At 70.4% G+C, this 21,796-nt stretch carries 20 protein-coding genes, 1 tRNA gene and 1 pseudogene; 16 read left to right on the forward strand and 6 right to left on the reverse strand.

All coding sequences use genetic code 11. The features are described 5' to 3' along the window. The 4 genes and pseudogenes from VLI41_RS10400 to VLI41_RS10415 all read left to right on the forward strand — a co-directional run. Positions 1-682, forward strand: a pseudogene (locus VLI41_RS10400) (hypothetical protein); the annotation flags it as partial. A 22-nt stretch (positions 683-704) separates the two neighbouring features. Next, the gene (locus VLI41_RS10405) at positions 705-2,447 is read left to right on the forward strand and encodes a hypothetical protein (protein WP_325268006.1); all 1,743 of its coding nucleotides are present in this window, start codon (positions 705-707) and stop codon (positions 2,445-2,447) included. 66 nt (positions 2,448-2,513) lie between these two features. Then, positions 2,514-3,050 carry a hypothetical protein gene (locus VLI41_RS10410; RefSeq protein ID WP_325268007.1) on the forward strand — a complete coding sequence of 179 codons (537 nt, stop codon included), beginning with the start codon at positions 2,514-2,516 and terminating at the stop codon, positions 3,048-3,050. Between the two features lie 146 nt (positions 3,051-3,196). Further along, the gene (locus VLI41_RS10415; protein WP_325268008.1) at positions 3,197-4,381 is read left to right on the forward strand and encodes a L,D-transpeptidase family protein; all 1,185 of its coding nucleotides are present in this window, start codon (positions 3,197-3,199) and stop codon (positions 4,379-4,381) included. A gap of 27 nt (positions 4,382-4,408) precedes the next feature. On the opposite strand, the gene VLI41_RS10420 is transcribed toward VLI41_RS10415, so the two are convergent. Both VLI41_RS10420 and VLI41_RS10425 read right to left on the reverse strand, forming a co-directional pair. After that, positions 4,409-4,485, reverse strand: a tRNA-Pro gene (locus VLI41_RS10420). Positions 4,486-4,551: 66 nt separating this feature from the next. Continuing rightward, positions 4,552-4,749, reverse strand: a complete 198-nt coding sequence (locus tag VLI41_RS10425) for a DUF2842 domain-containing protein (RefSeq protein WP_325268009.1) — start codon at positions 4,747-4,749, stop codon at positions 4,552-4,554. Positions 4,750-4,823: 74 nt separating this feature from the next. On the opposite strand from VLI41_RS10425, the gene VLI41_RS10430 reads away from it, so the two are divergent. The 7 genes from VLI41_RS10430 (at position 4,824) to msrB (ending at position 11,799) form a co-directional block, all read left to right on the forward strand. Next, positions 4,824-5,855, forward strand: coding sequence for a COX15/CtaA family protein (locus VLI41_RS10430; protein WP_325268010.1), 1,032 nt, complete (start codon positions 4,824-4,826; stop codon positions 5,853-5,855). 83 nt (positions 5,856-5,938) lie between these two features. Then, on the forward strand, positions 5,939-6,553 hold the full coding sequence (locus VLI41_RS10435; RefSeq protein WP_325268011.1) for a cytochrome P460 family protein: 615 nt from the start codon (positions 5,939-5,941) through the stop codon (positions 6,551-6,553). A 142-nt stretch (positions 6,554-6,695) separates the two neighbouring features. Beyond that, the gene (gene rplM / locus VLI41_RS10440) at positions 6,696-7,169 is read left to right on the forward strand and encodes a 50S ribosomal protein L13 (protein WP_325268012.1); all 474 of its coding nucleotides are present in this window, start codon (positions 6,696-6,698) and stop codon (positions 7,167-7,169) included. Positions 7,170-7,174: 5 nt separating this feature from the next. Continuing rightward, the gene (gene rpsI, locus VLI41_RS10445; protein ID WP_325268013.1) at positions 7,175-7,660 is read left to right on the forward strand and encodes a 30S ribosomal protein S9; all 486 of its coding nucleotides are present in this window, start codon (positions 7,175-7,177) and stop codon (positions 7,658-7,660) included. An 89-nt stretch (positions 7,661-7,749) separates the two neighbouring features. Beyond that, positions 7,750-8,727, forward strand: coding sequence for an N-acetyl-gamma-glutamyl-phosphate reductase (argC, locus tag VLI41_RS10450; RefSeq protein ID WP_325268014.1), 978 nt, complete (start codon positions 7,750-7,752; stop codon positions 8,725-8,727). Positions 8,728-8,860: 133 nt separating this feature from the next. Beyond that, positions 8,861-11,269 carry a hybrid sensor histidine kinase/response regulator gene (locus VLI41_RS10455; protein WP_325268015.1) on the forward strand — a complete coding sequence of 803 codons (2,409 nt, stop codon included), beginning with the start codon at positions 8,861-8,863 and terminating at the stop codon, positions 11,267-11,269. A gap of 41 nt (positions 11,270-11,310) precedes the next feature. Further along, a complete protein-coding gene (msrB, locus tag VLI41_RS10460) occupies positions 11,311-11,799 on the forward strand; it encodes a peptide-methionine (R)-S-oxide reductase MsrB (RefSeq protein ID WP_325268016.1) in 489 nt (162 codons plus the stop codon). On the opposite strand, the gene VLI41_RS10465 is transcribed toward msrB, so the two are convergent. The 4 genes from VLI41_RS10465 to VLI41_RS10480 form a co-directional block, all read right to left on the reverse strand. Then, positions 11,796-12,587, reverse strand: coding sequence for a GIN domain-containing protein (locus tag VLI41_RS10465; RefSeq protein WP_325268017.1), 792 nt, complete (start codon positions 12,585-12,587; stop codon positions 11,796-11,798). The two genes, msrB and VLI41_RS10465, sit on opposite strands and share 4 nt — an antisense overlap. Then, positions 12,584-13,165, reverse strand: a complete 582-nt coding sequence (locus tag VLI41_RS10470; RefSeq protein WP_325268018.1) for a DUF1700 domain-containing protein — start codon at positions 13,163-13,165, stop codon at positions 12,584-12,586. The genes VLI41_RS10465 and VLI41_RS10470 overlap by 4 nt, the downstream gene beginning before the upstream one ends. Further along, on the reverse strand, positions 13,162-13,488 hold the full coding sequence (locus VLI41_RS10475; protein WP_325268019.1) for a PadR family transcriptional regulator: 327 nt from the start codon (positions 13,486-13,488) through the stop codon (positions 13,162-13,164). The genes VLI41_RS10470 and VLI41_RS10475 overlap by 4 nt, the downstream gene beginning before the upstream one ends. A gap of 66 nt (positions 13,489-13,554) precedes the next feature. Further along, positions 13,555-14,346 (reverse strand): sulfotransferase domain-containing protein, encoded by a 792-nt coding sequence (locus tag VLI41_RS10480; RefSeq protein WP_325268020.1) that lies wholly within the window; start codon positions 14,344-14,346, stop codon positions 13,555-13,557. A 163-nt stretch (positions 14,347-14,509) separates the two neighbouring features. Between VLI41_RS10480 and VLI41_RS10485 the strand changes: the two genes are divergently transcribed. The 5 genes from VLI41_RS10485 to VLI41_RS10505 all read left to right on the forward strand — a co-directional run bounded on the left by VLI41_RS10485 (position 14,510) and on the right by VLI41_RS10505 (position 21,795). Next, entirely contained in the window at positions 14,510-15,316 is an 807-nt protein-coding gene (locus VLI41_RS10485) for a hypothetical protein (RefSeq protein ID WP_325268021.1), read from the forward strand. Between the two features lie 267 nt (positions 15,317-15,583). Further along, a complete protein-coding gene (locus VLI41_RS10490; RefSeq protein ID WP_325268029.1) occupies positions 15,584-17,023 on the forward strand; it encodes an efflux transporter outer membrane subunit in 1,440 nt (479 codons plus the stop codon). A gap of 16 nt (positions 17,024-17,039) precedes the next feature. Continuing rightward, positions 17,040-18,191, forward strand: coding sequence for an efflux RND transporter periplasmic adaptor subunit (locus tag VLI41_RS10495; protein WP_325268022.1), 1,152 nt, complete (start codon positions 17,040-17,042; stop codon positions 18,189-18,191). Then, positions 18,188-21,310 (forward strand): CusA/CzcA family heavy metal efflux RND transporter, encoded by a 3,123-nt coding sequence (locus tag VLI41_RS10500; RefSeq protein WP_325268023.1) that lies wholly within the window; start codon positions 18,188-18,190, stop codon positions 21,308-21,310. Before VLI41_RS10495 ends, VLI41_RS10500 begins: the two co-directional genes overlap by 4 nt. A gap of 89 nt (positions 21,311-21,399) precedes the next feature. Then, positions 21,400-21,795, forward strand: a complete 396-nt coding sequence (locus VLI41_RS10505) for a DUF1801 domain-containing protein (protein WP_325268024.1) — start codon at positions 21,400-21,402, stop codon at positions 21,793-21,795. Position 21,796 lies beyond the last annotated feature (1 nt).

The following is a 21,796-nucleotide window of genomic DNA, read 5'->3' on the forward strand; positions in this document are numbered from 1 at the left end:
CAGCCAGAGCAAGCTGATCGTGGTGCCGCTCCGCATCGAGGACGTGAGCCCCAACGATGCGTTCGCCTACGAGTTCGCCACGCGGCAGTGGATCGACTTCTTCGCCGATTGGGAGTTCGCGATCCAGCAGCTCGCCCAGCGCATCGCCGCCGCGACGCACGAGGCGAACGCCGGCGCGGTGACCGAAGATCCCGCGCCGGAAACCGACATCTCGGAGCGGGCGCCGAAGGCGGCCGGGGAGCCGCCGGCCGAGCCCGAACCGCCGAAGCCCTCGGCGAAGCCCGCACCTCCCGCTTCGGCGAAGGCGAAGCCGAAAGTCTTACCGCCGGCGGAGATCGGCGAGCAGAGCGCCGCGCGCTCGCGGGCGCCGCTCTACCTGGCCCTCTCGGCCGCCGCTGCACTTGCGCTGGCGGCCGGCCTGATCCTGCCGGGCGCGCTTCGTCACAAAGCCGGTCCGGCCGGCCCGCGCATCATGGCCGCGGTGCATCCGGCCGCCCCCGCCGGGGTCCAGCAGGTCTCCATCGAGGTGGCGCCCGATCCGACGCTCGCGCCGCTTCCGTCAGCGGCCGCCAATGCGGACGCCGTCCCCGCGGAAGCGGCCCCGGCCGCCGACAAGCCGGCTCCACGCAAGAGGAAGTCGGCGCATCCCGCCCGTACGGCTGACAACTACGTGCCCTACTGAGGCGTCGCGGCGGGGGAAGCGCGTGTCAGTCGCCAGTTCGCCGCCCGCCCGCAGGAAGGCCGCGAGGGCCCCTGAGGCCGCCGCTCCCGCCCTCGCGCCCCACGCGCCGCGATCGCCGCTGCACTTCGCGCAGGTGGCGTTCGCCGGGCACAACCGGCCCGAGGATCTCGGCGACCCCGCCGCGGCGCTGGTCGGCCTGAGGCGCGCCTTCGCCATGCTCGCCGACGCGGGCGCGAGCCAGGCGCGGCTGGTGACTGGGCTCGCCCCCGGTGCGGACCTGCTGGCCGCACGCGCCTGGCGCGACCAGGGTCTGGGTCCCATCCACGCCGTCTTTCCGTTTCTCGATGCGCCGTTCGAGCCGGGTTCGGACGCGCTCGTCGAGTCGTCCACATGGCTCGACGGAAGGGGCTCGGAGGCGATGGGGCGCAATCCGCATCTTTCCCAGACGCGGTGGCTGATCGGCGCGGCCGATCTCTTGGTGGTGGTCTGGACCGGCGAGCACGCGCGCGGGGCCGGCGGCACGGCCGATGCGGTTCGCCTGGCCCTGGAGCATGGCATCCCGGTGCTCTGGGCGCAGCCGGGAGAGCGCGCGGCGCTCAGGATCATCCGGCCGGAGCACCTCGACGAGGATTTCGGCTTCCTCGAATTTCTCGACGAGCTGCAGTTCGCTCGCGAGCCCCTGGTGCGCGCCGCCACTCCGAAGGCGCTGCATGACGCGCTCGCCGATCTCGGGCTCGGCGACGTCCACGACGAGATCGAGCCGCCCGCCGCCAGTCGTGGAGAGCCGCACTCCAACGTCTACCGGCTGTTTCGGCGCTGGCTCGGGGGCCGCTCGATCCCGTTCGCAGGCGCTCCGCCGCCGTCGGACCTGCTGGCGCAACCCGGTTTCGCGCGGCTGACGCAGGCCTACGCCGCGGCCGACGCCAGGGCGAGCGCGCTCGGGTCCGTGCACCGCTCCCACCAGTTGATCCTGCTCGGAGTGGCGATCCTGATGGCGTTCGTGGGCTCGGCCTCGGCGCTGTGGCCCGAGATCAAGCTGGCGAGCGTGACGGGCGAGCTGCTGCTGGCCGTGTTCGCGCTGCTGCTCTGGGCGGATGCCGAGCGCGGCCGGCGCAACGAGCGCTGGGGCCACGCGCGCCGCCTCGCGGAGGACCTGCGGCGCGAGCGCGTCGCCTGGGCGATCGGCGTCAGCACCGTGCCGCATGGCATCGGGCTCTCCAGCGTCAAGCCCGCGCGCCATGTCCGCCGCCTGGCGGGACTGCCGAGCGGGGCCTTCGGTCCCGAACGGGTGGCCGCCTGGGGCGCCTGGGCGGTCGATGAATTGATCGCCGGTCAGGCGCACTATCACCGCGGCCAGTCGATCATCAACGGCCGGATCGCCCATCGCGTGCATCAGGTGGAGAACGCGAGCCTCGCCATCCTGATGAGCGGGCTGCTCGTCTATGTGGCGGCCGCGTTCGGGATGAGCATCCTGGGGGCGGAGGCGCCGCACTGGCTGGGCGGCCTCGTCACGGTCGCAGGCGCGATCGTCCCGGCGATCGGGGCGGCGGGCCTGGCGCTGGAGGCGACGCTGTCGCTGGGCGAGCAGGCGCAGCGCAGCCGCGTGCTGGCCGGGCGGCTGGACATCCTGGCCAAGGATGTCGGCGCCGCCGCCCGGCTGGAGGCGGTGCAGGCCGCAGCCAAGGCGGCCATACGCCTGCAGCAGCAGCAGGAGGATCATTGGACGGAGGGCGCGGTGCGCCGCCGGTTGTTCCGTGGCGGTTAGCGGAGGCGCCGGCCCGCTTTCCCGGCCGCGGCGGCTGTGCCACTGTGGTCAAGCTTGGGGGATGAAATGTACGCACGACTGATTTCGAGTCTGGGCGCCCTGGTCCTGTTGAGCGCCTGCGCCGGCGAGACTGGCGGCGGCGTCGCGCCTCGGGCGGCGGAGCCCGCGCGCCAGATGTCCGAGTTCCGGGCGAGCGATTTCGCCTGGTCGCGGGCGCCCGGGCGGGGCGCCATCCAGGGCCAGGTGACCTATCGCGTGGCCGGCGCGGCCTACAGCTGCGCCTCGGCGCCGGTGGTCCTGACCCCGGAGACGCCGTGGGTGCGCGCCCGCATGATGATCCTCTACCGTTCGGATCAGGCGGCCGCGGAGCCGGCCGAGGATGTGCGCGGCCGCACGCCGCCCGAGCGCAGCCAGGACTACTCGGCCTTCATCCGCCGCACCACTTGCGACGCGGGCAGCCACTTCAGCTTCTCCGGCTTGCCCGATGGCTCCTGGTTCGTGATCACCGTGGCCCGCCCCCCCGCCGGCGTCGCCGGCCGCGAGATGGCGCTGATGCGCCGGCTCACGATCCGCGGCGGGCAGACGGTGAACGTTCGCTTGTAGGCGGCTCCGGTCCTCGGGATCACGCCCACGTCATCCGAATTCATGCATCCCGCGGTCGCTAGGGGAGTTTCCCGCCCGCAATGCGAAGGTTTGCGGGAAAAACGAGGCTTGGCCGTAGTTTAGGCGCGGGTCTTGCGGCTGGGGCGTTGCTGGGCGCACTCGCCGGGCCCGCGCTGGCCCAGCCGGATCTCGGCCCCGGGCCGGACCGGGCCCCGGCCACCTCGGCGGCGGAGGCCTGGACATCCGAAGACCTCGCCGCCCTCCGCGCCGCGTTGCGCGAGGCCCCGGCCCATGGCCTCGACGCCTCGGCGCTGGCCCGTGCGCTGCAGACCGCGGGTCCCGACGATCCGGGCCGGCTCTCGGCGGTCGCGCTCACCTACGCGCGGGCGCTCGCCTTCGGGGTCGTCGATCCGAAGCGCATCCACCAGAGCTTCAGCCTCGAGACCAACCGCGGCGACCTCGCCGGCGAACTGCAGGCGACGCTCTCGCAGCATCGGCTCGGCGAATGGCTGCAGTCCCTTGCGCCGCAAGACGCGACCTATCGCGCCCTGTCGCGCGCCTATCTGCAGACGCGCGCGGCGGTGCGGGCGCACCCCGCAGGGCCCGCCCTGCGCGCCAGGGCCCGCACGCTCGCCCTCAACCTCGAGCGCCTGCGCTGGCTCGACCGCACGCCCCCCGCCACGCGGATCGATGTCAATGTCGCCGCCGCCCGGCTGTGGTTCCTGATGGACGGCGCGGTCCTGGATTCCCGCAAGGTCGTGGCCGGCGCGCCCGGCCACGAGACCCCGCTGCTGCAGGCGAGCTTCCGCCGGATCGTGGTCAATCCCCCCTGGATCGTGCCGCATGACATCGCAGCCAAGGAGATCCTTCCGAAGGGCCGGCGCTATCTCGCGCGCCATGACATGCGCATCGTCGACGGCCGCGTCATCCAGGAGCCCGGACCGGACTCGTCCCTGGGCGCGGTGAAGTTCGACCTGCAGGACGACGCGGACATCTACCTCCACGATACGCCCCAGCAGTCGGCGTTCGAGCGCGCCGACCGGCACCTGAGCCACGGCTGCGTGCGGGTGGAGGACGCCGTGGGCTTCGCCCGCCTGGTGGCCGAGCAGTTCGGGGCCGCCGACCAGCTCGATGACCGCCTGGCCTCGGGCGAGACCGCCTCGGTGTCGCTGGACGCCGACGTGCCGGTGCGGCTGCTCTATCTCACCGCCTACGTCGACGACGGCGGGGTGCATTTCGCCAGAGACGCTTATGGCTGGGATGCCGATCTCGCGCAGGCGCTGGACCTCGGCGAAGATGCGCTCGCGATCCCGGTGAAGCCCGGGCCGTGATTCAGGATGGGCTCGCCGCCGGGCCGATGGTCGGAGCGACAGGATTTGAACCTGCGACCCCTTGACCCCCAGTCAAGTGCGCTACCAGGCTGCGCCACGCTCCGAGGCCCTGCGGCGAGGGGCGTCTTCTAACGGCTTCCGCCGCCCCCGCAAACGCCTAATTGCCGACCTCACCGTCCGCGATTCATCCAGCCGATCAGCGGCAGCAGCGGCACGCCCCAGAGCACGCCGGCGAGGCTGAAATAGACCACCTGCACCCACCAGGTTTTCGGCACACGATCGCTGAGGGTCGCGGCGGCGACCACGTAGGCCATGAGGAAGACCAGGATGCCGACCATGCCGATCAGCTTGCGGAAGCGGGCGCTCATGGGCCGCTCTTAGCGGCCCGCGCGGCGGGGCGGAAGCATGGACGCGAGGGGCGATTGGCGCTAGCGGGCGGGCCATGACCTCCTTCCTGCGCTCCGACCGCTCGCGCGCGGTGGCCGTCTGGCTCGTCGTCGTGGCGGTGATGGTCACCGGCATGGTGATCCTGGGCGGGGCGACGCGGCTGACCGGCTCGGGGCTTTCGATCACCGAATGGGCCCCGGTCACCGGCGTGATCCCGCCGCTCGACCCGGCCCACTGGCAGGCCGAGTTCGCCCGCTACCGGCAGATTCCGCAGTACCAGCTCCTGAACCGCGGCATGAGCCTGGCGCAGTTCAAGTTCATCTACTGGTGGGAGTGGTCGCACCGGTTGCTCGGCCGGCTGCTGGGGGTGGTCTTCCTGGTCCCCTTCCTGTGGTTCGCGATCCGGCGCGAGCTGTCGGCGCGGCTGATGTGGCGGCTCGCGGCGATCTTCGTGCTCGGCGCCCTGCAGGGCGCGGTCGGCTGGTGGATGGTGGCGAGCGGACTGCAGAACCGGGTCTTCGTCGCCCCCGAGCGCCTGATGATCCACCTGGGCCTGGCCTTCGCCCTGCTGGCGGCGCTGGTCTGGACGGCGCTCGACGCCGCCGCCGGCCTGTCGCGGCAGACGCTGCCCAGCCCCTGGGGCGCCCGCGCGCTGGCGTTCGCGGGCCTGCTCTATCTTCAGGTGCTGCTGGGCGCGCTAGTCGCCGGCAACCACGCGGGCCTGGTGTTCAACGACTGGCCGCTGTTCGACGGGCGGCTCTGGCCGCACCCCTACGCCGGGCCGGGCGTCTGGGCGACGCTCGCCCACAGTCAGGGTGCGGTGCAGCTGCACCATCGGATGGTCGCCTACCTGGCGCTGATCGCCGCGCTTGGGCTCGGCTTCGGCGCCTGGCGATCGAGCTATCTCGCGCCGGACGCCAGGCGCCTGGCGCTGGCGGTCGTGGCCGCGGTGCTGCTGCAGGTGGCGCTGGGCGTCGCCACGCTGATGATGGCGGTGCCGATCGCGCTGGGCGTGGCCCACCAGCTGATGGCGGCGATCACCTTCTGCCTCGCCGTCGCCTTCGCCTGGCGGGTGCGTCGCGTCTGAAAAGGAGGGATAGCCGTCATTGCGGCTCTGCATGGCCAGCATAAGCGTGAGCGCGCGCCCCTGCGGCGCATTCGGGGGATCCGATGAGACGCGCTTCAACCCTGATCGGCTCGGCCGCCGCCGTCATGGTCGCCGCCTTCGTGGCTTCGGCCGCCGGGGCTCCGGCCCCTCAAGGCCCCAGCTACACGGCCGACGGCAGGATGGTCTTCCCCAAGGCCTATCGCAGCTGGGTCTATCTCTCGACCGGGATGGACATGTCCTATGTGGACCGCGCCGGCGATCCGGACATGCACGTGCTGGACAACGTGTTCGTGAATCCCGCGGCCTACGAGGCGTTCCGGCGCACCGGCCGCTGGCCCGACAAGACGGTGATGATCCTCGAGGCCCGACGCGCGATCCAGAACGGCTCGATCAACAAGCGCGGCCGCTTCCAGGCGGACGTCGTGGCCCGGGAAGTCCACGTCAAGGACCAGGCCCGCTTCAAGGCGACCGGCGGCTGGGCCTTCTTCGGGTTCGAGGGGGCAGGGGAAGCCCCGGCCAGGATGATCCCGGCGGACGCCGGCTGCATCGCCTGTCACGAAGGCCATGCGGCGGTCGACACCACCTTCGTCCAGTTCTACCCGACGCTGCTGCCGCTGGCGCGCGAGAAGCAGACGCTGAGCGCCGCCTATCTGAAGGAAGAGTCAGCGGTAAAATAATACCGTTGACGAAAACCGGCGCAAATACAAGGTGCTGGCGACGAGTGCGAATGCCGAGTTGACACGCGGACCGGGGATCGGCATATGCGCCGCTCACCTCGGGCGGCGTGCGCCTCGAGCTCGAGCTTACGGACCCATTCGCATGATGAAGACCACGGCTTCGCTGAAGCCCGCCGAGGTCGAGAAGAAGTGGATCGTGATCGACGCCCGCGACGCCGTGCTCGGCCGCCTGGCGTCCTTCGTCGCCACCCGGCTTCGCGGCAAGCACCGCCCCGACTACACCCCGCACGTGGACTGCGGCGACATGGTCGTGATCGTCAACGCCGGTCAGGTGAAGCTCACCGGCAAGAAGCTCACCGACAAGGTGTTCTACTGGCACACCGGTCACCCGGGCGGGGTGAAGCGGCGCACCGCCGGCCAGATCCTCGGCGGCAAGCACCCCGAGCGCGTCCTGGAGAAGGCCGTCGAGCGCATGCTGCCCAAGGAGAGCCCGCTGGCCCGCAAGCAGATGACCCATCTGCGCATCTACACCGGCGCCGAGCATCCGCACGAAGCCCAGAATCCCGAGACCATCGCGTTCGCCCAGCTGAACGCCAAGAACGTGCGGAGCGCGTAAGAGCGATGTCGGAAACCCCCGCCACGGAAGCCACCGGCTTCGACGCCCTCAAGGGCATGGGCACGCAGGCCGAAGAGATCGTCCGCGAGCCGAAGATCGACGCCCAGGGCCGCGCCTACGCCACCGGCAAGCGCAAGAACGCCATCGCGCGCGTCTGGATCAAGCCGGGCAAGGGCAAGATCACCATCAACGGCCGCGACCAGGAGGTCTACTTCGCCCGCCCGGTGCTCAGGATGATGATCGCCCAGCCACTGCAGCTGACCGACCGCGCCGGCCAGTTCGACGTCATCGCCACGGTGGAGGGCTCCGGCCTGTCCGGCCAGGCGGGCGCCGTTCGTCACGGGATCTCCAAGGCGCTGACCTATTACGAGCCGGCGCTGCGCGCGGTGTTGAAGCCGCACGGCCTGCTCACCCGCGACCCGCGCGTGGTGGAGCGCAAGAAGTACGGCCGCGCCAAGGCGCGACGCAGCTTCCAGTTCTCGAAGCGCTGACCGCGCGCGAAGCTTCGCGATCGGACAGGGGCGCTTCGGGAGACCGGAGCGCCCCTTCTCTTTTCGACTGGCCCGCAAGGGGACCGCCCATGGCCCACACAGTCTTCATCGACGGCGAAGCCGGCACCACCGGCCTGCAGATCCGTCAGCGCCTGGCGGGCCGCAAGGACCTGGAGCTGGTCTCCATCGAGCCGGCCCGGCGGAAGGACGCCGCGGCGCGCGCCGAGCTGCTCAACGGCGTCGACGCCGTCGTGCTCTGCCTGCCCGACGAGGCGGCCCGCGAGGCGGTGGACCTGATCACCTCGAACAGCGTGCGCGTGGTCGACCCCTCGACCGCCCACCGGGTCGCCCCCGGCTGGGTGTTCGGATTTCCGGAGCTCTGCAAAGGCCAGCGCGAGGCGATCGCCGCCGCCAAGCGGGTGAGCAACCCGGGCTGCTATTCCACCGGCTTCATCGCCCTGGTGCGGCCGCTGGTCGAGGCGGGGCTGATCCCGGCTCGCTGGCCGGTCACCTGCAACGCGGTCTCCGGCTACACCGGAGGCGGCAGGGGGCTGATCGCCGAGATGGAGGGCGCGGCGCCGGAAGGCGCCTCCGACGCCTACCGGACCTACGGGCTGACGCTGGCCCACAAGCACGTGCCGGAGATGCAGCTGCGCACGGGCCTCGAGCATCCGCCGCTGTTCGCCCCCTCGGTCGGCCGCTACGCCCAGGGCATGATCGTCGAAGTTCCGCTGCAGCTATGGGCGCTGCCCGGCCGGCCGGACGCGCAGGACCTGCGCGCCCAACTGGCCGCCTGGTACGAGGGCGAGCCGTTCATCGAGGTCGCCTCCGAAGCCGAGTGCGGCGAGCTCGCGGCCGCGCGGGCCGGGGCGGCGGGCTATGTGGCGGGCCTCGATCCCGAGGCGCTGAACGGCCAGAACCGCATGCGGCTCTTCGTGTTCGGCAACCGCCAGCGGGCCCAGGCGAGGCTGGTGGCGCTGCTCGACAACCTGGGCAAGGGAGCCTCGGGCGCCTGCGTCCAGAACCTCAACCTGATGCTCGGGCTGGAGGAGGGCGCCGGCCTCTGAGGCCGCACCGCTTCGGGTCGCCTGGCGTCGAACGGGCTAAGGGCCTGAAAGCGCCGCCGAATCCGGCTGCCCAACCCCCTGTTAACCGGTTTGGCCGCATCCTCCAGGCTGGGGATCATCTAGGGCGGGGGCGATGGCCAAGTCCGGTCGCAAGAGCGGAGCCGAGCGGCGAACCGTGGATGCCGACGCCGCCCGCGCGGCGGTGCTCGAGGTGCTGGGCGCCGTCGCCCGCAGCGCGCCCGTCGCCATGGTGGTCTACGACCGCGACCTCACCATCGTGCACGTCAACGCCCGCTGGGAGTTCGAGATGCGGCTGGCCGCCGCCGAGGCGGTCGGCCGCCGGCTCTACGACCTCGATCCCAAGGCAGTGCTCTGGAAGCCCATGTTCGACGCGGTGCTGGCCGGCGACACCATGAGCGGCGACAAGGTGCGCATCCGCCGCTTCGACGGCTCGGTGATGACCACCGACACCGTCATGGCGCCCTGGCGCGACGCCGAAGGCGCGGTGGCGGGCGTGTTCTCCATGTTCCGCGAATCGGACGGCCAGGAGGCGGGCTCCTACGAGGCCCAGCGCCTGCAGCGCCGGCTGGAATCGGCGATCCGCCTGGCCGGCATCCAGGTCTGGGAGATGGACTATCGCAGCGAGGAGATGTGGGGCCTGAACGGCGCCGAGGTCACCCGCGGCTCCGCCAACGTCGGCTTCAGCGATTATCGGGCCGATCCCTGGGCCAATGTGCATCCGGACGACCGCGATCGCGTCCTGGCCGAATTCGCGGCCCACCCTGGCGGCGACACGCCCTTCGTCTCCGAATACCGCCTGAACCTGCCCGACCGCGAAGTCTGGGTCTCGTCGGCCTCGGCCAGGCGCGTGGGCGCCGACGGCAATCCGGAAGTCAACTTCGGCGTGCTGAGCGACATCACCGCGCGCAAGCGGGCGGAGCTCGCGCTGGTCGAGGCCCACAAGGCCGCCGAGGCCGCCAACCAGGCCAAGAGCGAGTTCCTGGCCAACATGAGCCACGAGATCCGCACGCCAATGAACGGGGTGATCGGGATGAACGGGCTCCTGCTGCGCACCGCCCTCACGCCCGAGCAGCGGAAATTCGCCGAATCCGTGCGCGTCTCGGCCGACGCCCTGATGGGCATCATCAACGACATCCTGGAGGTCTCGAAGCTGGAGGCGGGCAAGGTCGACCTCGAGACCATCGAGTTCAGCCTGACCGAGGTCGTGGAGGACGCCGTCGAGCTGCTCTCGCCGCGGGCCAGCGAGAAGGGCCTCGAGCTCACCGCCTATGTGGACGAGGCCGCCCGTGGCAGCTTCCGCGGCGATCCCACGCGCGTGCGGCAGGTGCTGCTCAACCTGCTCTCCAACGCCGTCAAGTTCACCGATGAGGGCTATGTCGCCGTCGAGGTCCGCGGCCTGCGCCAGGGCGACGGCCCGGTGCGCGTGCGGATCGAGGTGGAGGACACCGGCATCGGCGTCAGCGACAAGGCCAAGCTGTTCCAGAAGTTCGAGCAGGCCGACGGCTCGATCACCCGCAAGTACGGCGGCACGGGCCTGGGACTGTCGATCTCGCGCCAGCTCGTGGAGCTGATGGGCGGCGAGATCGGCGTGCGCGACCGCGAGGACGGCGGGGCCATCTTCTGGTTCGAGCTCGAGCTGGAGGCCGGGACCAGCCTCATCCGGCCGCGTGCGGCGCACCACCTGCGCGGCGCGCGCATCCTGGTGGTCGACGACGTGGCGCTCAACCGCGGCGTCTTCCGACGGCAGTTAGAGGACGAGGGCGCGATGGTGACGGAGGCGCAGAGCGGGCCGGCGGCCATCGCCGCGGTGCGGGAGGCCGCGGCGGCCGGCGCGCCGTTCCGGCTCGTGCTGATGGATCAGATGATGCCTGCGATGTCCGGCGAGGCGGCGGCCGCGGAGCTCCGCGCGACCTGCCCGGACGACCACCTCAAGATCGTGATCGCCGCCTCGATCGGCGAGCCGAGCGAAGGCGCGGTGCGGCCCGGAGTCGACGCGTTCGTCACCAAGCCCGTGCGCCTGAAGACCCTGCTGGGCTGCCTGAGCGGCGTGCTGTCGGATGCGCCGGCCGCGGTCGCGCCCGAAGCGGCCGCCGCGCCGCACGCCGCGGCCGAGTCGGCGGCCGGCCGGGTGCTGCTGGCCGAGGACAACGAAATCAACATCCTGCTCGCCCGCACCATTCTCGAGCAGATGGGCCTCGAGGTGACCGCCGTGGTCAACGGCGTGGAAGCGGTCGAAGCCGCCGAGGGCTACGGCTTCGACCTGATCCTCATGGACGTGCAGATGCCCGAGATGGACGGTCTGGAGGCCACGCGCCGAATTCGCGCCGGCGGCGGGCCCTCCGCGGCGGCGCCGATCCTGGCGATGACCGCCAACGCGCGGATCAGCGACCGCGAGGCGTGCCTGGCGGCCGGCATGACCGACTTCCTCGCCAAGCCCTTCACGCCCGACACCCTGATGTCGGCGCTCGCCCGGCTGTTCGACGAAGGAAATGGATCGCGGGACGATCAGGCGGTCGCCTGAAGCCCTTGCATCCGCGCGGTCGTGACGTACGTATTCGGATCATGACCCAACATCTTCCCCGCCGGGATTTCCTCCTGGCCACGACCCTGTTCCTCGCCGTCCCGCGCCTCGCCCTGGCCGCCGACCGCTACGCCAAGTCACCGTGGCGCAAGCTGACCGACGCCGACTGGAAGAAGCGGCTGCCGCCGGAGTCGTACGAGGTGCTCCGGCACGAGGACACCGAGCGCGCCGGCTCGAGTCCGCTCCTCAACGAGCACCGCAAGGGGACCTTCGTCTGCCTCGGCTGCGGCCTGCCGCTCTTCAAGTCGGCCTGGAAGTTCGAGAGCGGCACCGGATGGCCGAGCTTCTACACGGCGATTCCCGGCTCCCTCGGCACCAAGGTCGACCACCTGCTCGCCATCGAGACCCGCACCGAATATCACTGCGCCCAGTGCCTGGGCCACCAGGGGCACATCTTCAACGACGGGCCCAAGCCCACGGGCCTGCGCTATTGCGACAACGGCGTGGCGCTGAAATTCATCCCCGCCTAGGTCGGCTGGCCCGAGTCGGCTTCCGAGGCCTCTCCGCCCGCGTCCGGCAGGGTGATGTGGCCCGAGCCGGTCACATTGGTCTGGAGCTGCTTCGGCTTGCGGCCCAGCGTCACCTCGCCGGAGCCCGAGACGTCCAGCCTGGCCCAGCTCTTCGGGGCCAAGGTCGCCTGGCCGGAGCCCTGCAGGTTCACCGCGGCCTCGTCGAGCGCCAGATGAGACAGGTCCACGTGGTCGGATCCGTTCATGATCAGGTCGAGGCGCCTGGCCGCGCCATCCACCGTCACGTCGCGGCTGCCGAACGCGCCGATATGCAGGCGGTCCTGATGGTAGTTGCGGATATCCAGCTTGCCGGAGTCGTAGGTCTGGAACGTGGTCACCCTGGGCGCCGTGAGCTCGATGCTGATTCCCGCATCCCGGTAGATGCGCCGCGTATCCTGGCCCTCACGAACATCCCTGGGCGCGATCATGGATTGATCGAGCACCAGGCCCTCGATCGCGTCCTTGGGCCCGCGCACCACCAGCCGCGGCGGCCCGTCGGCCTGGGTGAAGGTCACGTCGGCCGGGATCTGCACGACCAGGGTCTCGCCGCCCTTCCACGGAAGCTCGCGCGTGGTTTCCGGTCCGGCATAGGGCCCCGTGTGCGTCCAGTGGACGTCCACGCCCCGCCCGGTCCAGCCCCAGGCGGCCGAGGTGATCAGTTCCGGCCCGCCCAGCGCCACCGCCGCGGTGATGCAGACGACGCTGAGGAAGAAGCCCGCGAGCGCGATCATGGACAGCACCCGGATCATGCGACGCTCCCTTGTGTTTCGGGTTCCAAGGCCGGCTTCAGCAGCCGGTAGTGCAGCCGCCCGTACCAGACGAGCGCGTTGATCAGACCGATGGTGATGATGGTCAGCACCGCCCCGACCGAGGTCGCCGCGGCCATCAGGCCGAGCCCGCCCAGCAGGGCGGCGCCGGCGCCGCCCGGCACGCCCACGAAGGGACCGCCCGCGAACACCGCCGCTCCGGCGATGAAGATGGCGACGACCGCCGCGCCCACACCGATGATCGCACCCGCGACGCCCATCAGGATCGGCAGCAGGAACATCAGGTCGAGGGCGCCCAGCCCCAGCACAGCGAACACCGCCGCGCCGGCGGAAGAGGGCGAGCGCGTCTCCTCCCACCGCTTCAGCCCCGCCTCGGCCCGCAGCTCGCGCGCCAGCCGGCCCGGATCGCCCAGGGCGTCTGCGACCTCGGCTTCCGGCCGCCCCGCCTTTTCGCCCTCGCTGAAATGGGTCTCGTAGTCGGCCAGGATCTCGGCCTGGGTCTGCGGCGGCAATCCGCGCAGCCCCTCCCGGAGCCGGGCCATGAAGGCCTGACGGGTCATGGGGCCCCTCCAACGATGGTCTCGACGGCGCGCGCGAAGGACGCCCAGGCCGCCTTCTGCGAGGTGAAGCTCGCCCGTCCGGCCGCGGTCAGCCGGTAGTACTTGCGAGACGGGCCGGCGGGGCTCTCCTCGAAGTAGGTCTCGACGAGGCCTTCGCCCTGCAGCCGCCGCATCAGCGGATAGATGGTGCCTTCGCCCATGCCGATCAGCTCGGCGAGCCGGGCGGCGATCTCGTAGGCGTAGCTGTCGTGCTCCGAGAGCAAGGCCAGGACGCAGAGGTCGAGGACGCCCTTCTTCAGCTGGATCTCGATGCCCTCGGGCACGATCGGGCGCCTCCTTGCGCCGTCATCGGGTACCGCAAGGTAGCGTGTTATGCAAGGTACTGAGTCTTAAACCTTAGTAATGGCGGCCGAGACCGACGCCTGATCCTCGATGCCGTTTGGCGCCGCGCGGCTCGGCAGGGCGGCGCCGTAGCCGAGCCGCGCCATGAGGCCGCGGTGGCGCACCATGGCGAGCTCGGCCACCGCCCATCGATTGTCGGCGCCCGCCACAGGTTCGAACGGGACGCGGCCATGGCCGACGACGTTCTCCGAGCGGGAGGGCCGCGTCAGGCCCGATGGCCTTAGACCCAAGGCCTCTCCCAACTGATCGACGGTCGCCGCGAAGTCCCCGTCGAGATCCTCGTATCGCACGAGATGGATGCTGGGCGAGCGCGCCGCTGCGTCCAACCACCGCTGAACATGATCGGCCCAGCGGTCCAGCATGGTGGGCGCCTGCCGATACTGCAGCCGCATCAGGCGGCCCATGGGCTCGGATGTGGCGAACTCGAGCACCGTGGCGCACCGCGGTCCCTCGGTCCACGGCCAGCTGTGCAGAAAGCGCCAGTAGGATGCCAGGACGTCGGCAGGGTGGCGATAGACGTAGATCACGGAGATCTCGTCGCCGCAGCGGGGCAGCGCCTCGGCGAAGAATTCGAAGGCGTGGTGCGTCTTGATGATGTTCGCCGGACGGACGGCGGCCAGCTGGCGGATCAGGTCGGCGACGGCGTGGGAGGCGAAGTAGTTGATATTGAAGCTGGTGTGATCGAAATTGACCCAAGGCGCCGAGATGAAATCGAAGCAGCTCGCCAGTGTGTTCATGGTGAAGTGCGTGCCGGACCGCTCGTGGCTCGCGACGATCAAGGGCCTCCGCCCTTCAGGCAGCTTGGTGAAATTCATGAGGACGCCCCGCAGCCGAACCCGCCGCAATCCAGGATTACAGCGCAGCGCGATCTATGAGCAGATTCGAGCCAAAATCGGGCAAGGCAAGGCGCGAAATGACGCCCAATTCGCACAACCGTGACGCGTGACGCCCACGCCCGAACAACAGGACCTGGCGGCGGCGATCGGCCGCGTCCTGCAGGCCGACGCGGAGATCGAGGCCGCCTGGCTGGGCGGCAGCCTGGGCCGCGGCGCGGGTGACGCGTTCAGCGACGTCGACGTGATCGCGCTGGTGGCGGACGGAGCCGCCGCGGCCGTCGGCAGGCGCTACGCCGCCGATGTCTCGGCGATCGCCGAGGCCGTCCTGGTGATGCCGCTCTACCGCGCCCGCATCGTCAGCGTGGTGACCAGCGACTGGCGGCGCTTCGACCTCAGTTTCATCGAGGCGGCCGATCTCGCCCGCTACGCAGCGGGATCGGTCTCGGTGCTGTTCAACAAGGGCGTGCGCAGCCCCCCGACGCAGCCGAGGACGACCTATCAGGCCACGCCCGCGACGGTGCTCCCGCTGGTCAAGGAGTTCCTCCGCGTCGCCGGCCTGGCGTCGGTGGCGTTCGGTCGCCAGGAGTGGATCCTGGCCCTGTCGGGACTTCAGATCCTGCGCGGCCTGACCCTGGATCTCATGCTCGAGGAGAACGGGGTCGGCCCGGCCGAGCGAGGTGGGGCCCTCCGGCGCAACCCGTTCCTCTCCGAAGAGCAGCGTCGGGCGCTGGAGCAGCTCGCCCCCGTGGCCGCCAACCGCGAGAGCCTCCTCGCCGCCAACCTGGAGATCGCAGCGGTGTTCCTGCCACGCGCCCGCCGTCTCGCCGCGCGTATCGGGGCGGAATGGCCGACGGCGTTCGAAGACGCGACGCGGCGGCATCTGCAGGCGCGGCTCGGTCTGTTGCTGCCCTAAGCAGGCTTTTCAGGAAAAACGCCGCCGACCTGGGATTCGTGTCTCGGCTCTGTCGACGAACAGTCCGAATGGCGCCGCATTTTGCGTTGAAAACGCAGCCATCTCGGACTTGCACTGTTACGTCATAACATTACAGTCGCGCGTTCGCGGCCTTGCTGAATTCCGGCGCGACGAGTGGGAGGGGCGATAGCCATCTTGGACGCTTCGACAAGCGCTCGGCGCGCGTTCGGGCGAGCCGTCGGCGTCGCGGCCCCGCTCGCCGGGCTCGTGCTCGCCGGCTGCGCGGCCGGTCCAAATTTCGAGCGCCCTGGCGCCCCGCCCGCAGACGCGATCGCGCGGCCCTCGGCAGCGGGCCCGGTTGCGACGCCCGGCGTGGTCGGAGGCCAGGCCCAGCAATTCGCGGAAGGCGCCGATCTTTCCGGCGACTGGTGGATCCTGTTCCACTCTCGTGAGCTCGACACGCTCATCGACCGGGCCCTGAAGAACAACCACGACCTGAAAGCGGCCCAGGCGGCGCTCGCCGCCGCCCGTGAGACGACGCTTGCCCAGCGCGGCGCCTTCTACCCTCAGGTCTCGGCCGGGCTCGCGGCGAGCCGCCAGCGGCAGTCCGGCCAGCTGGCGCCCACGCCCAACAACAACGCCTTCGTCTACAGCCTCTACACGCCGCAGCTCAGCATCGCCTACGCCCCCGACGTCTTCGGCCTGACGCGGCGCACCGTCGAGAACGCTCGCGCGCAGGCGTTGGCCACCCGGTTCCAGACGATCGCGGCGCACCTGACGCTCACCACCAACGTGGCCAATACGGCGATCCAGATCGCCGCCTTGCGGGCCCAGATCGACGCCACCCGGCAGCTGGCGGACATCGCCGCCCATGCCGTCGAGGTGGTGAAGTATCAACAGGCCAAGGGCTATGCGAGCGGACTGGATCTCGCCGCCCAGGAGGCCCAGCTCGCGCAGGCGCAGGCCGCGCTGCCGCCGCTGGTGAAGCAGGAGGAGCAGCAGCAGCATCTGCTCGCCGTGCTCACCGGCCAGTATCCCGGCCGGGCCCCGAACGCCCCCTTCGATCTTTCCGGCCTGACCTTGCCGGCGAGCCTGCCGCTCAGCCTGCCTTCGACGCTCGTCGAGCAGCGGCCGGACGTGCGGCAGGCCGAGGCGAACCTGCATGCGGCGAGCGCCCAGGTCGGCATCGCGGCCGCCAACCGGCTGCCGAACCTCCAGCTCACCGCCTCCGCCGGCAGCACGGCGCTCACCATCGGCCAGGTCTTCGGCCCGGGATCGGCGTTCTGGGCGATCGGCGGGCAACTGACCCAGCCCATATTCCAGGGCGGCGCACTCCTGCACCAGGAGCGCTCGGCCAAGGCCGCCCTGGTCCAGGCGGGCGAGCAGTATCAGAGCACGGTGCTGGGCGCCTTCCAGAACGTCGCCGACACCCTGACCGCCATCGACCGCGACGCCGAGGCGCTGAAGGCCTCGGCCGCCGCCGAACAGGCCGCTCGCACCACCCTGGAGCTTTCGCAGCGCCAATACCGCGACGGCTATGCGAGCTATCTGGCCCTGCTCAGCGCCGAGCAGGGCTACCAGCAGGCGCGGCTCAACCTGGTGCAGGCGCAGGCCAACCGCTTCGTCGACACGGTGGCGCTCTTCCAAGCCCTGGGCGGCGGATGGTGGAATCGCCCAGAGCTCGCCGAAGCGGCCCATGGGCACTGAGGGCGGGGGAGGGGCGGTGAGAGCCACAGGGACGCGCCATCGCGCCGCGGCGGCGATGATCGCCGCGGCGGTGCTCGCGGCGCTGGCCGGCTGCCAGAAGGCCGATCCAGCCGAACCGGCGCAGACCACGCCGCAACTCGTCACCCTCACGCCGGCCCAACTGAAGCGGGTCGGGCTCTACACGGTCGCCCTCGGCGACTACGAGAAGAGCGTCGAGGCCACCGGCGTCGTCGATTTCGACAACGACCAGGCGACCAGCGTGGTGGCGCCCATGTCCGGCCCTGTCGCCCGCCTGCTGGTCGAGCCGGGGCAGGCGGTGAGGGCGGGCCAGCCCCTGGCGCTGGTGTCTTCGCCCGACTACGCAAGCGCGGTCGCGACCTTCCGCAAGGCGGACTTCACGGCGAGGAACGCGCGCCGCATCGCCGACGCCGACAAGGACCTGCTGCAGAACAAGGGCGTCTCGGCGCGGGAGGCGCAGCAGGCCGAGACGGACGCCGAGAACGCCGAATCCGACCGCGCCGCGGCGCTGAAGGCGCTGAACGCCTTGAACCTCAGCGCGGTCGACATCCAGGCCATCGCCGCGGGCCGGGCTGCGACGCGCATGGAAGGCGAGATCCGCGCCCCGATCAGCGGCGTCGTGGTGGAGAAGCTCATCAGCCCGGGCCAGCTGCTGCAGGCCGGAACCACCGCCAGCTTCACCGTGGCGAACCTTTCCAAGATGTGGGTCAACGCCCAGATCGCGGGCGCCGATCTGGCCAACGTCCACGTGGGCGACCCCGCCCGGATCGACACCGGCTTGGGCGGCGCGCAGATGTCCGGCATCGTCGACAACATCGCCGCCGAAGTGAATCCCGACACCCGCGCGGTGGTCGCTCGCATCGCGGTCCCCAATCCGGTCGGCGCGCTGCGGCGGCAGATGTACGTCCGCGTCCACATCCATTCCCGGACGCCCTCGACCGGCCTGCTGGTCCCGGCCTCGGCGGTGCTGCGCGATCAGGAGAACCTGCCGTTCGTCTATGTGGCCGCGCCTGGCGGCCGCTTCGCGCGCAGTCACGTGACGCTCGGCGCGCGCGCCGGCGACCGCTACGACATCGCGCAAGGCCTGCAGGCGGGCGACAGGGTGGTCGTCGACGGCGGCCTCTTCCTCCAGTTCATGCAGACCCAGTGAGCGAGCCGGCGCCCTCCGGCGGGGTGCGAACGCCGTCGCCGATCAATCGGGTGGTGGCGTTCGCGCTTCGCCAGCCGCTGCTCGTGGTGATGTTGACGGCGCTCCTGGCGATCGCTGGCGTCTGGTCGCTGCAGCGCCTCCCCGTGGACGCCTATCCCGACCTTTCGCCGCCGATGGTCGAGGTGATCACCCAATGGCCGGGCCACGCCGCCGAGGAGGTGGAGCGGCTGATCACCGTTCCCATGGAGAACGGGCTGAACGGCATCCCTGGAACCACCGTCTCGCGCTCGGTCTCGCTCTACGGGCTCTCCGACGTGCGGCTGACCTTCAGGGACGGCACGAACAATGTCCTGGCCCGCCAGGAGGTGTTCAATCGGCTGCCCGACGTCAGCCTGCCGAGCGGGGTCGCGCCGTCGGTCTCACCGCTGTCGTCGCCGTCGGGACTGATCTACCGCTACGTGCTTCAGAGCCCCGACCGCTCGCCCATGGAGCTCAAGACCTTCGAGGACTGGACGATCGAGCCCCAGTACCGCTCGGTCCCGGGCGTCGCCGACGACTCTGGCTTCGGCGGGGGGACCATGCAGTACCAGGTGCTGTTCGATCCGGTGAAGCTGGCCGGGGTCGGCCTCTCGATCGATCAGGCGAAGACCGCGCTCGCCGCCAACAACTCCAATGCCGGCGGCGGCTTCTACACCCAGGGCGGCCAGTTCTACTACGTGCGCGGGATCGGTCGGATCACCTCGCTCGAGGACATCCAGAATGTTGTCCTGGCTGTGCACAACGGGGTGCCGGTGCAGGTCAAGGACATCGGGCGCGCCGTGATCGGCATCGCCCCGCGCCTGGGCGAATTCGGCTATCAGAACCAGGACGACGCGGTCGAGGGCGTCATCCTCCTGCGAACCGGCGAGAAGACCCAGCAGGTGCTGAAGCGCGTCGAGGCCAAGACCCGCGACCTCAACGCCCACGTCCTGCCGAAGGACGTGAAGATCGTCCCCTTCTATGACCGCAGCGAGCTCATCAAGCTCACCACCGACACGGTGAAGGCCAACCTGCTGCGCGGCATGCTGCTGGTCGTCGTGGTGCTGATCGTCTTGCTCTACGACATTCGCGCCGGCCTGATCGTCGCCGCCGCGATCCCCCTGGCGCTCCTCTTCGCCTTCACCTGCCTGAACGTGCAGAAGGCGTCCGCGAACCTGCTCTCCATCGGCGCCATCGACTTCGGCATCCTGGTGGATGGGGCGGTGGTCATGGTGGAGAACATCTTCCGCCAGCTCGCGCTCCGTCCGCCCGGCGAGCCGCTCGACGTCAAGGAGGTGATCCGCGACGCCGCCTCCGAGGTCGACCGGCCGCTGGTGTTCGCCGTGCTGGTCGTCGTGGTGAGTTTCCTGCCGATCTACGCGCTCGCGGGCCCCTCCGGGACCCTCTTCCGTCCCATGGCCGACACCATGATCTTCGCCCTGATCGGGGCCACGGCCGTGACCCTGACCTTGCTGCCGGTGCTCTGCGCCTGGTTCATGCGCCGCGGCGTCCGCGAGCGGCGCAGTCCGATCTTTGAGTGGATGCGCGACCGCTATGCGAAAGGCCTGGATATCTGCCTCGAGCGCCCACGCCTCGTGGTGGGGGTCTGCGCCGCCCTGTTCGCGGGGGCGCTGCTGCTGGCGCTGGCCGTGGGCGGCGAGTTCATGCCCAAGCTCGACGAAGGCGCGCTCTGGGTTCGGGCGACCATGCCCTCGACCATCTCCTTCGAGGAGTCGGCCAAGATCACCCCGCAGATCCGGCAGATCCTGAGATCGTTCCCGGAGGTCACGGTGGTGGGCTCCGAACTCGGCCGGCCCGACGACGGCACCGACGCCACCGGCTTCTTCAACGTCGAGTTCTATGTCGGGCTGAAGCCCTATGGCGAGTGGCGCGGGCCCTATCGCACCAAGGCCCAGCTGGTCGCCGCGATCGACAGGAAGCTGCAGGCTTTCCCGGGGATCATCTTCAACTACACCCAGCCTGCCGAAGACGCCGTGGACGAGGCCGAGACAGGCTTGAAGAGCGCGCTCGCGGTGAAGGTGTTCGGGCCGGACCTGCAGACGCTGGAGACCAAAGGCAAGGCGATCGAGGCGGTGCTGCGGCGCGTTCGCGGCGTCCACGACGTCACCCTGGTGCACGAGCTCGGACAGCCCAGCCTCAGCATCAGAATCGATCGCGACAAGATCGCCCGCTACGGCCTCAACGTCGATGACATCAACGGCCTGATCGAGACGGCCATCGGCGGCGGCGTGGCGACCCAGGTCGTGCAGGGCGAAAGGCAGTTCGACCTCGTCGTGCGCCTCGACAAGCCCTACCGCGACACCCCCGAGGCGATCTCGAACATCCTCGTGGCCACCCCGGGGGGCCAGCAGCTTCCGCTCAAGGATTTCGCCGATATTGCAGTGGCCAACGGCGCGAGCTTCATCTATCGCGAGAACAATTCCCGCTACATCGGCGTGCAGTTCTCGGTGGAAGGCCGCGACCTGGCCAGCGCCGTCCAGGACGCCATTTCCCAGGTGAAAGCCCAGGTTCCGCTGCCACAGGGCTACCGCGCCGACTGGGGCGGCGACTACCAGGAGTACACGGCCTCCCGCGACCAGCTGAAGCTGATTGCGCCGCTGACGCTGGCGCTCATTTTCATGCTGCTCTTCGCGCTCTATGGGAACTTCAAGTTCCCGCTGATCACCCTGGTCGGCGTCCTGCTGTCGGCGCCGGCGGGTGCGGTCGCGGCGCTCTGGGCGACCGGCACGCCGCTCTCGGCGTCCTCGGAGATCGGATTCCTGGCGCTGATCGGCGTCGCCGTGCAGACGGCGGTGGTCTACATCTCCTACGTCAACGAGCTTCGCCTCAACGGAACCCCGCTCGAGGAGGCGATCCGCGAGGGTGCGATCCTGCGGTTCCGGGCGATCGTCATCGCGGCCCTGGTCGCAGCGCTCGGCCTGCTTCCGGCGGCGATCGCCACAGGGGTCGGCACCGACACCCAGCGCCCGTTCGCCCTGGTGATCGTCTCGGGCCTGCTCGTCTGCCTGCTGGTCATCATCTTCCTGATGCCGGCCCTCTACGCCATCGCCGCCCGCCCGGACGACCGGCTGCAGGTCTAGATCGCCTGGGGGATGCGTGCTGGCCGCCTTGAAATCGGCCTCGCTGGGGCTAGCATCCCGAATGACGGGCGCATGGAGGTTCAGGCAAGATGACGGAGGTCGCGGCGCAGGACGCCCCCCGGCTGATCGATCAGCGGATCAAGGACCTGGCCGACTGGCGGGGAACGACGCTCGCGCAGGTCCGTGCGCTGATCCACGAGGCTGCCCCCGACGTCACCGAGGAGTGGAAGTGGCGCGGCGTCCCGGTGTGGTCCCGCGATGGCATCATCTGCACCGGCGAGAGCTACAAGGCCGTCGTCAAGCTGACCTTCTTCAAGGGCGCCTCGCTCGCCGATCCGAAGGGCCTCTTCAACTCCAGCCTGGAGGGCAACACGCGGCGCGCCATCGACATCCACGAGGGCGAGCCGATCGACGCGGCGGCCTTCAAGGCGCTGGTCCGCGCCGCCGTGGCCCTGAACGGCTCGACGCAGAAGCAGCCGCGCTGAG

It is taken from the genome of Phenylobacterium sp. (assembly GCF_035475775.1).
Classification (GTDB): Bacteria; Pseudomonadota; Alphaproteobacteria; order Caulobacterales; family Caulobacteraceae; genus Phenylobacterium.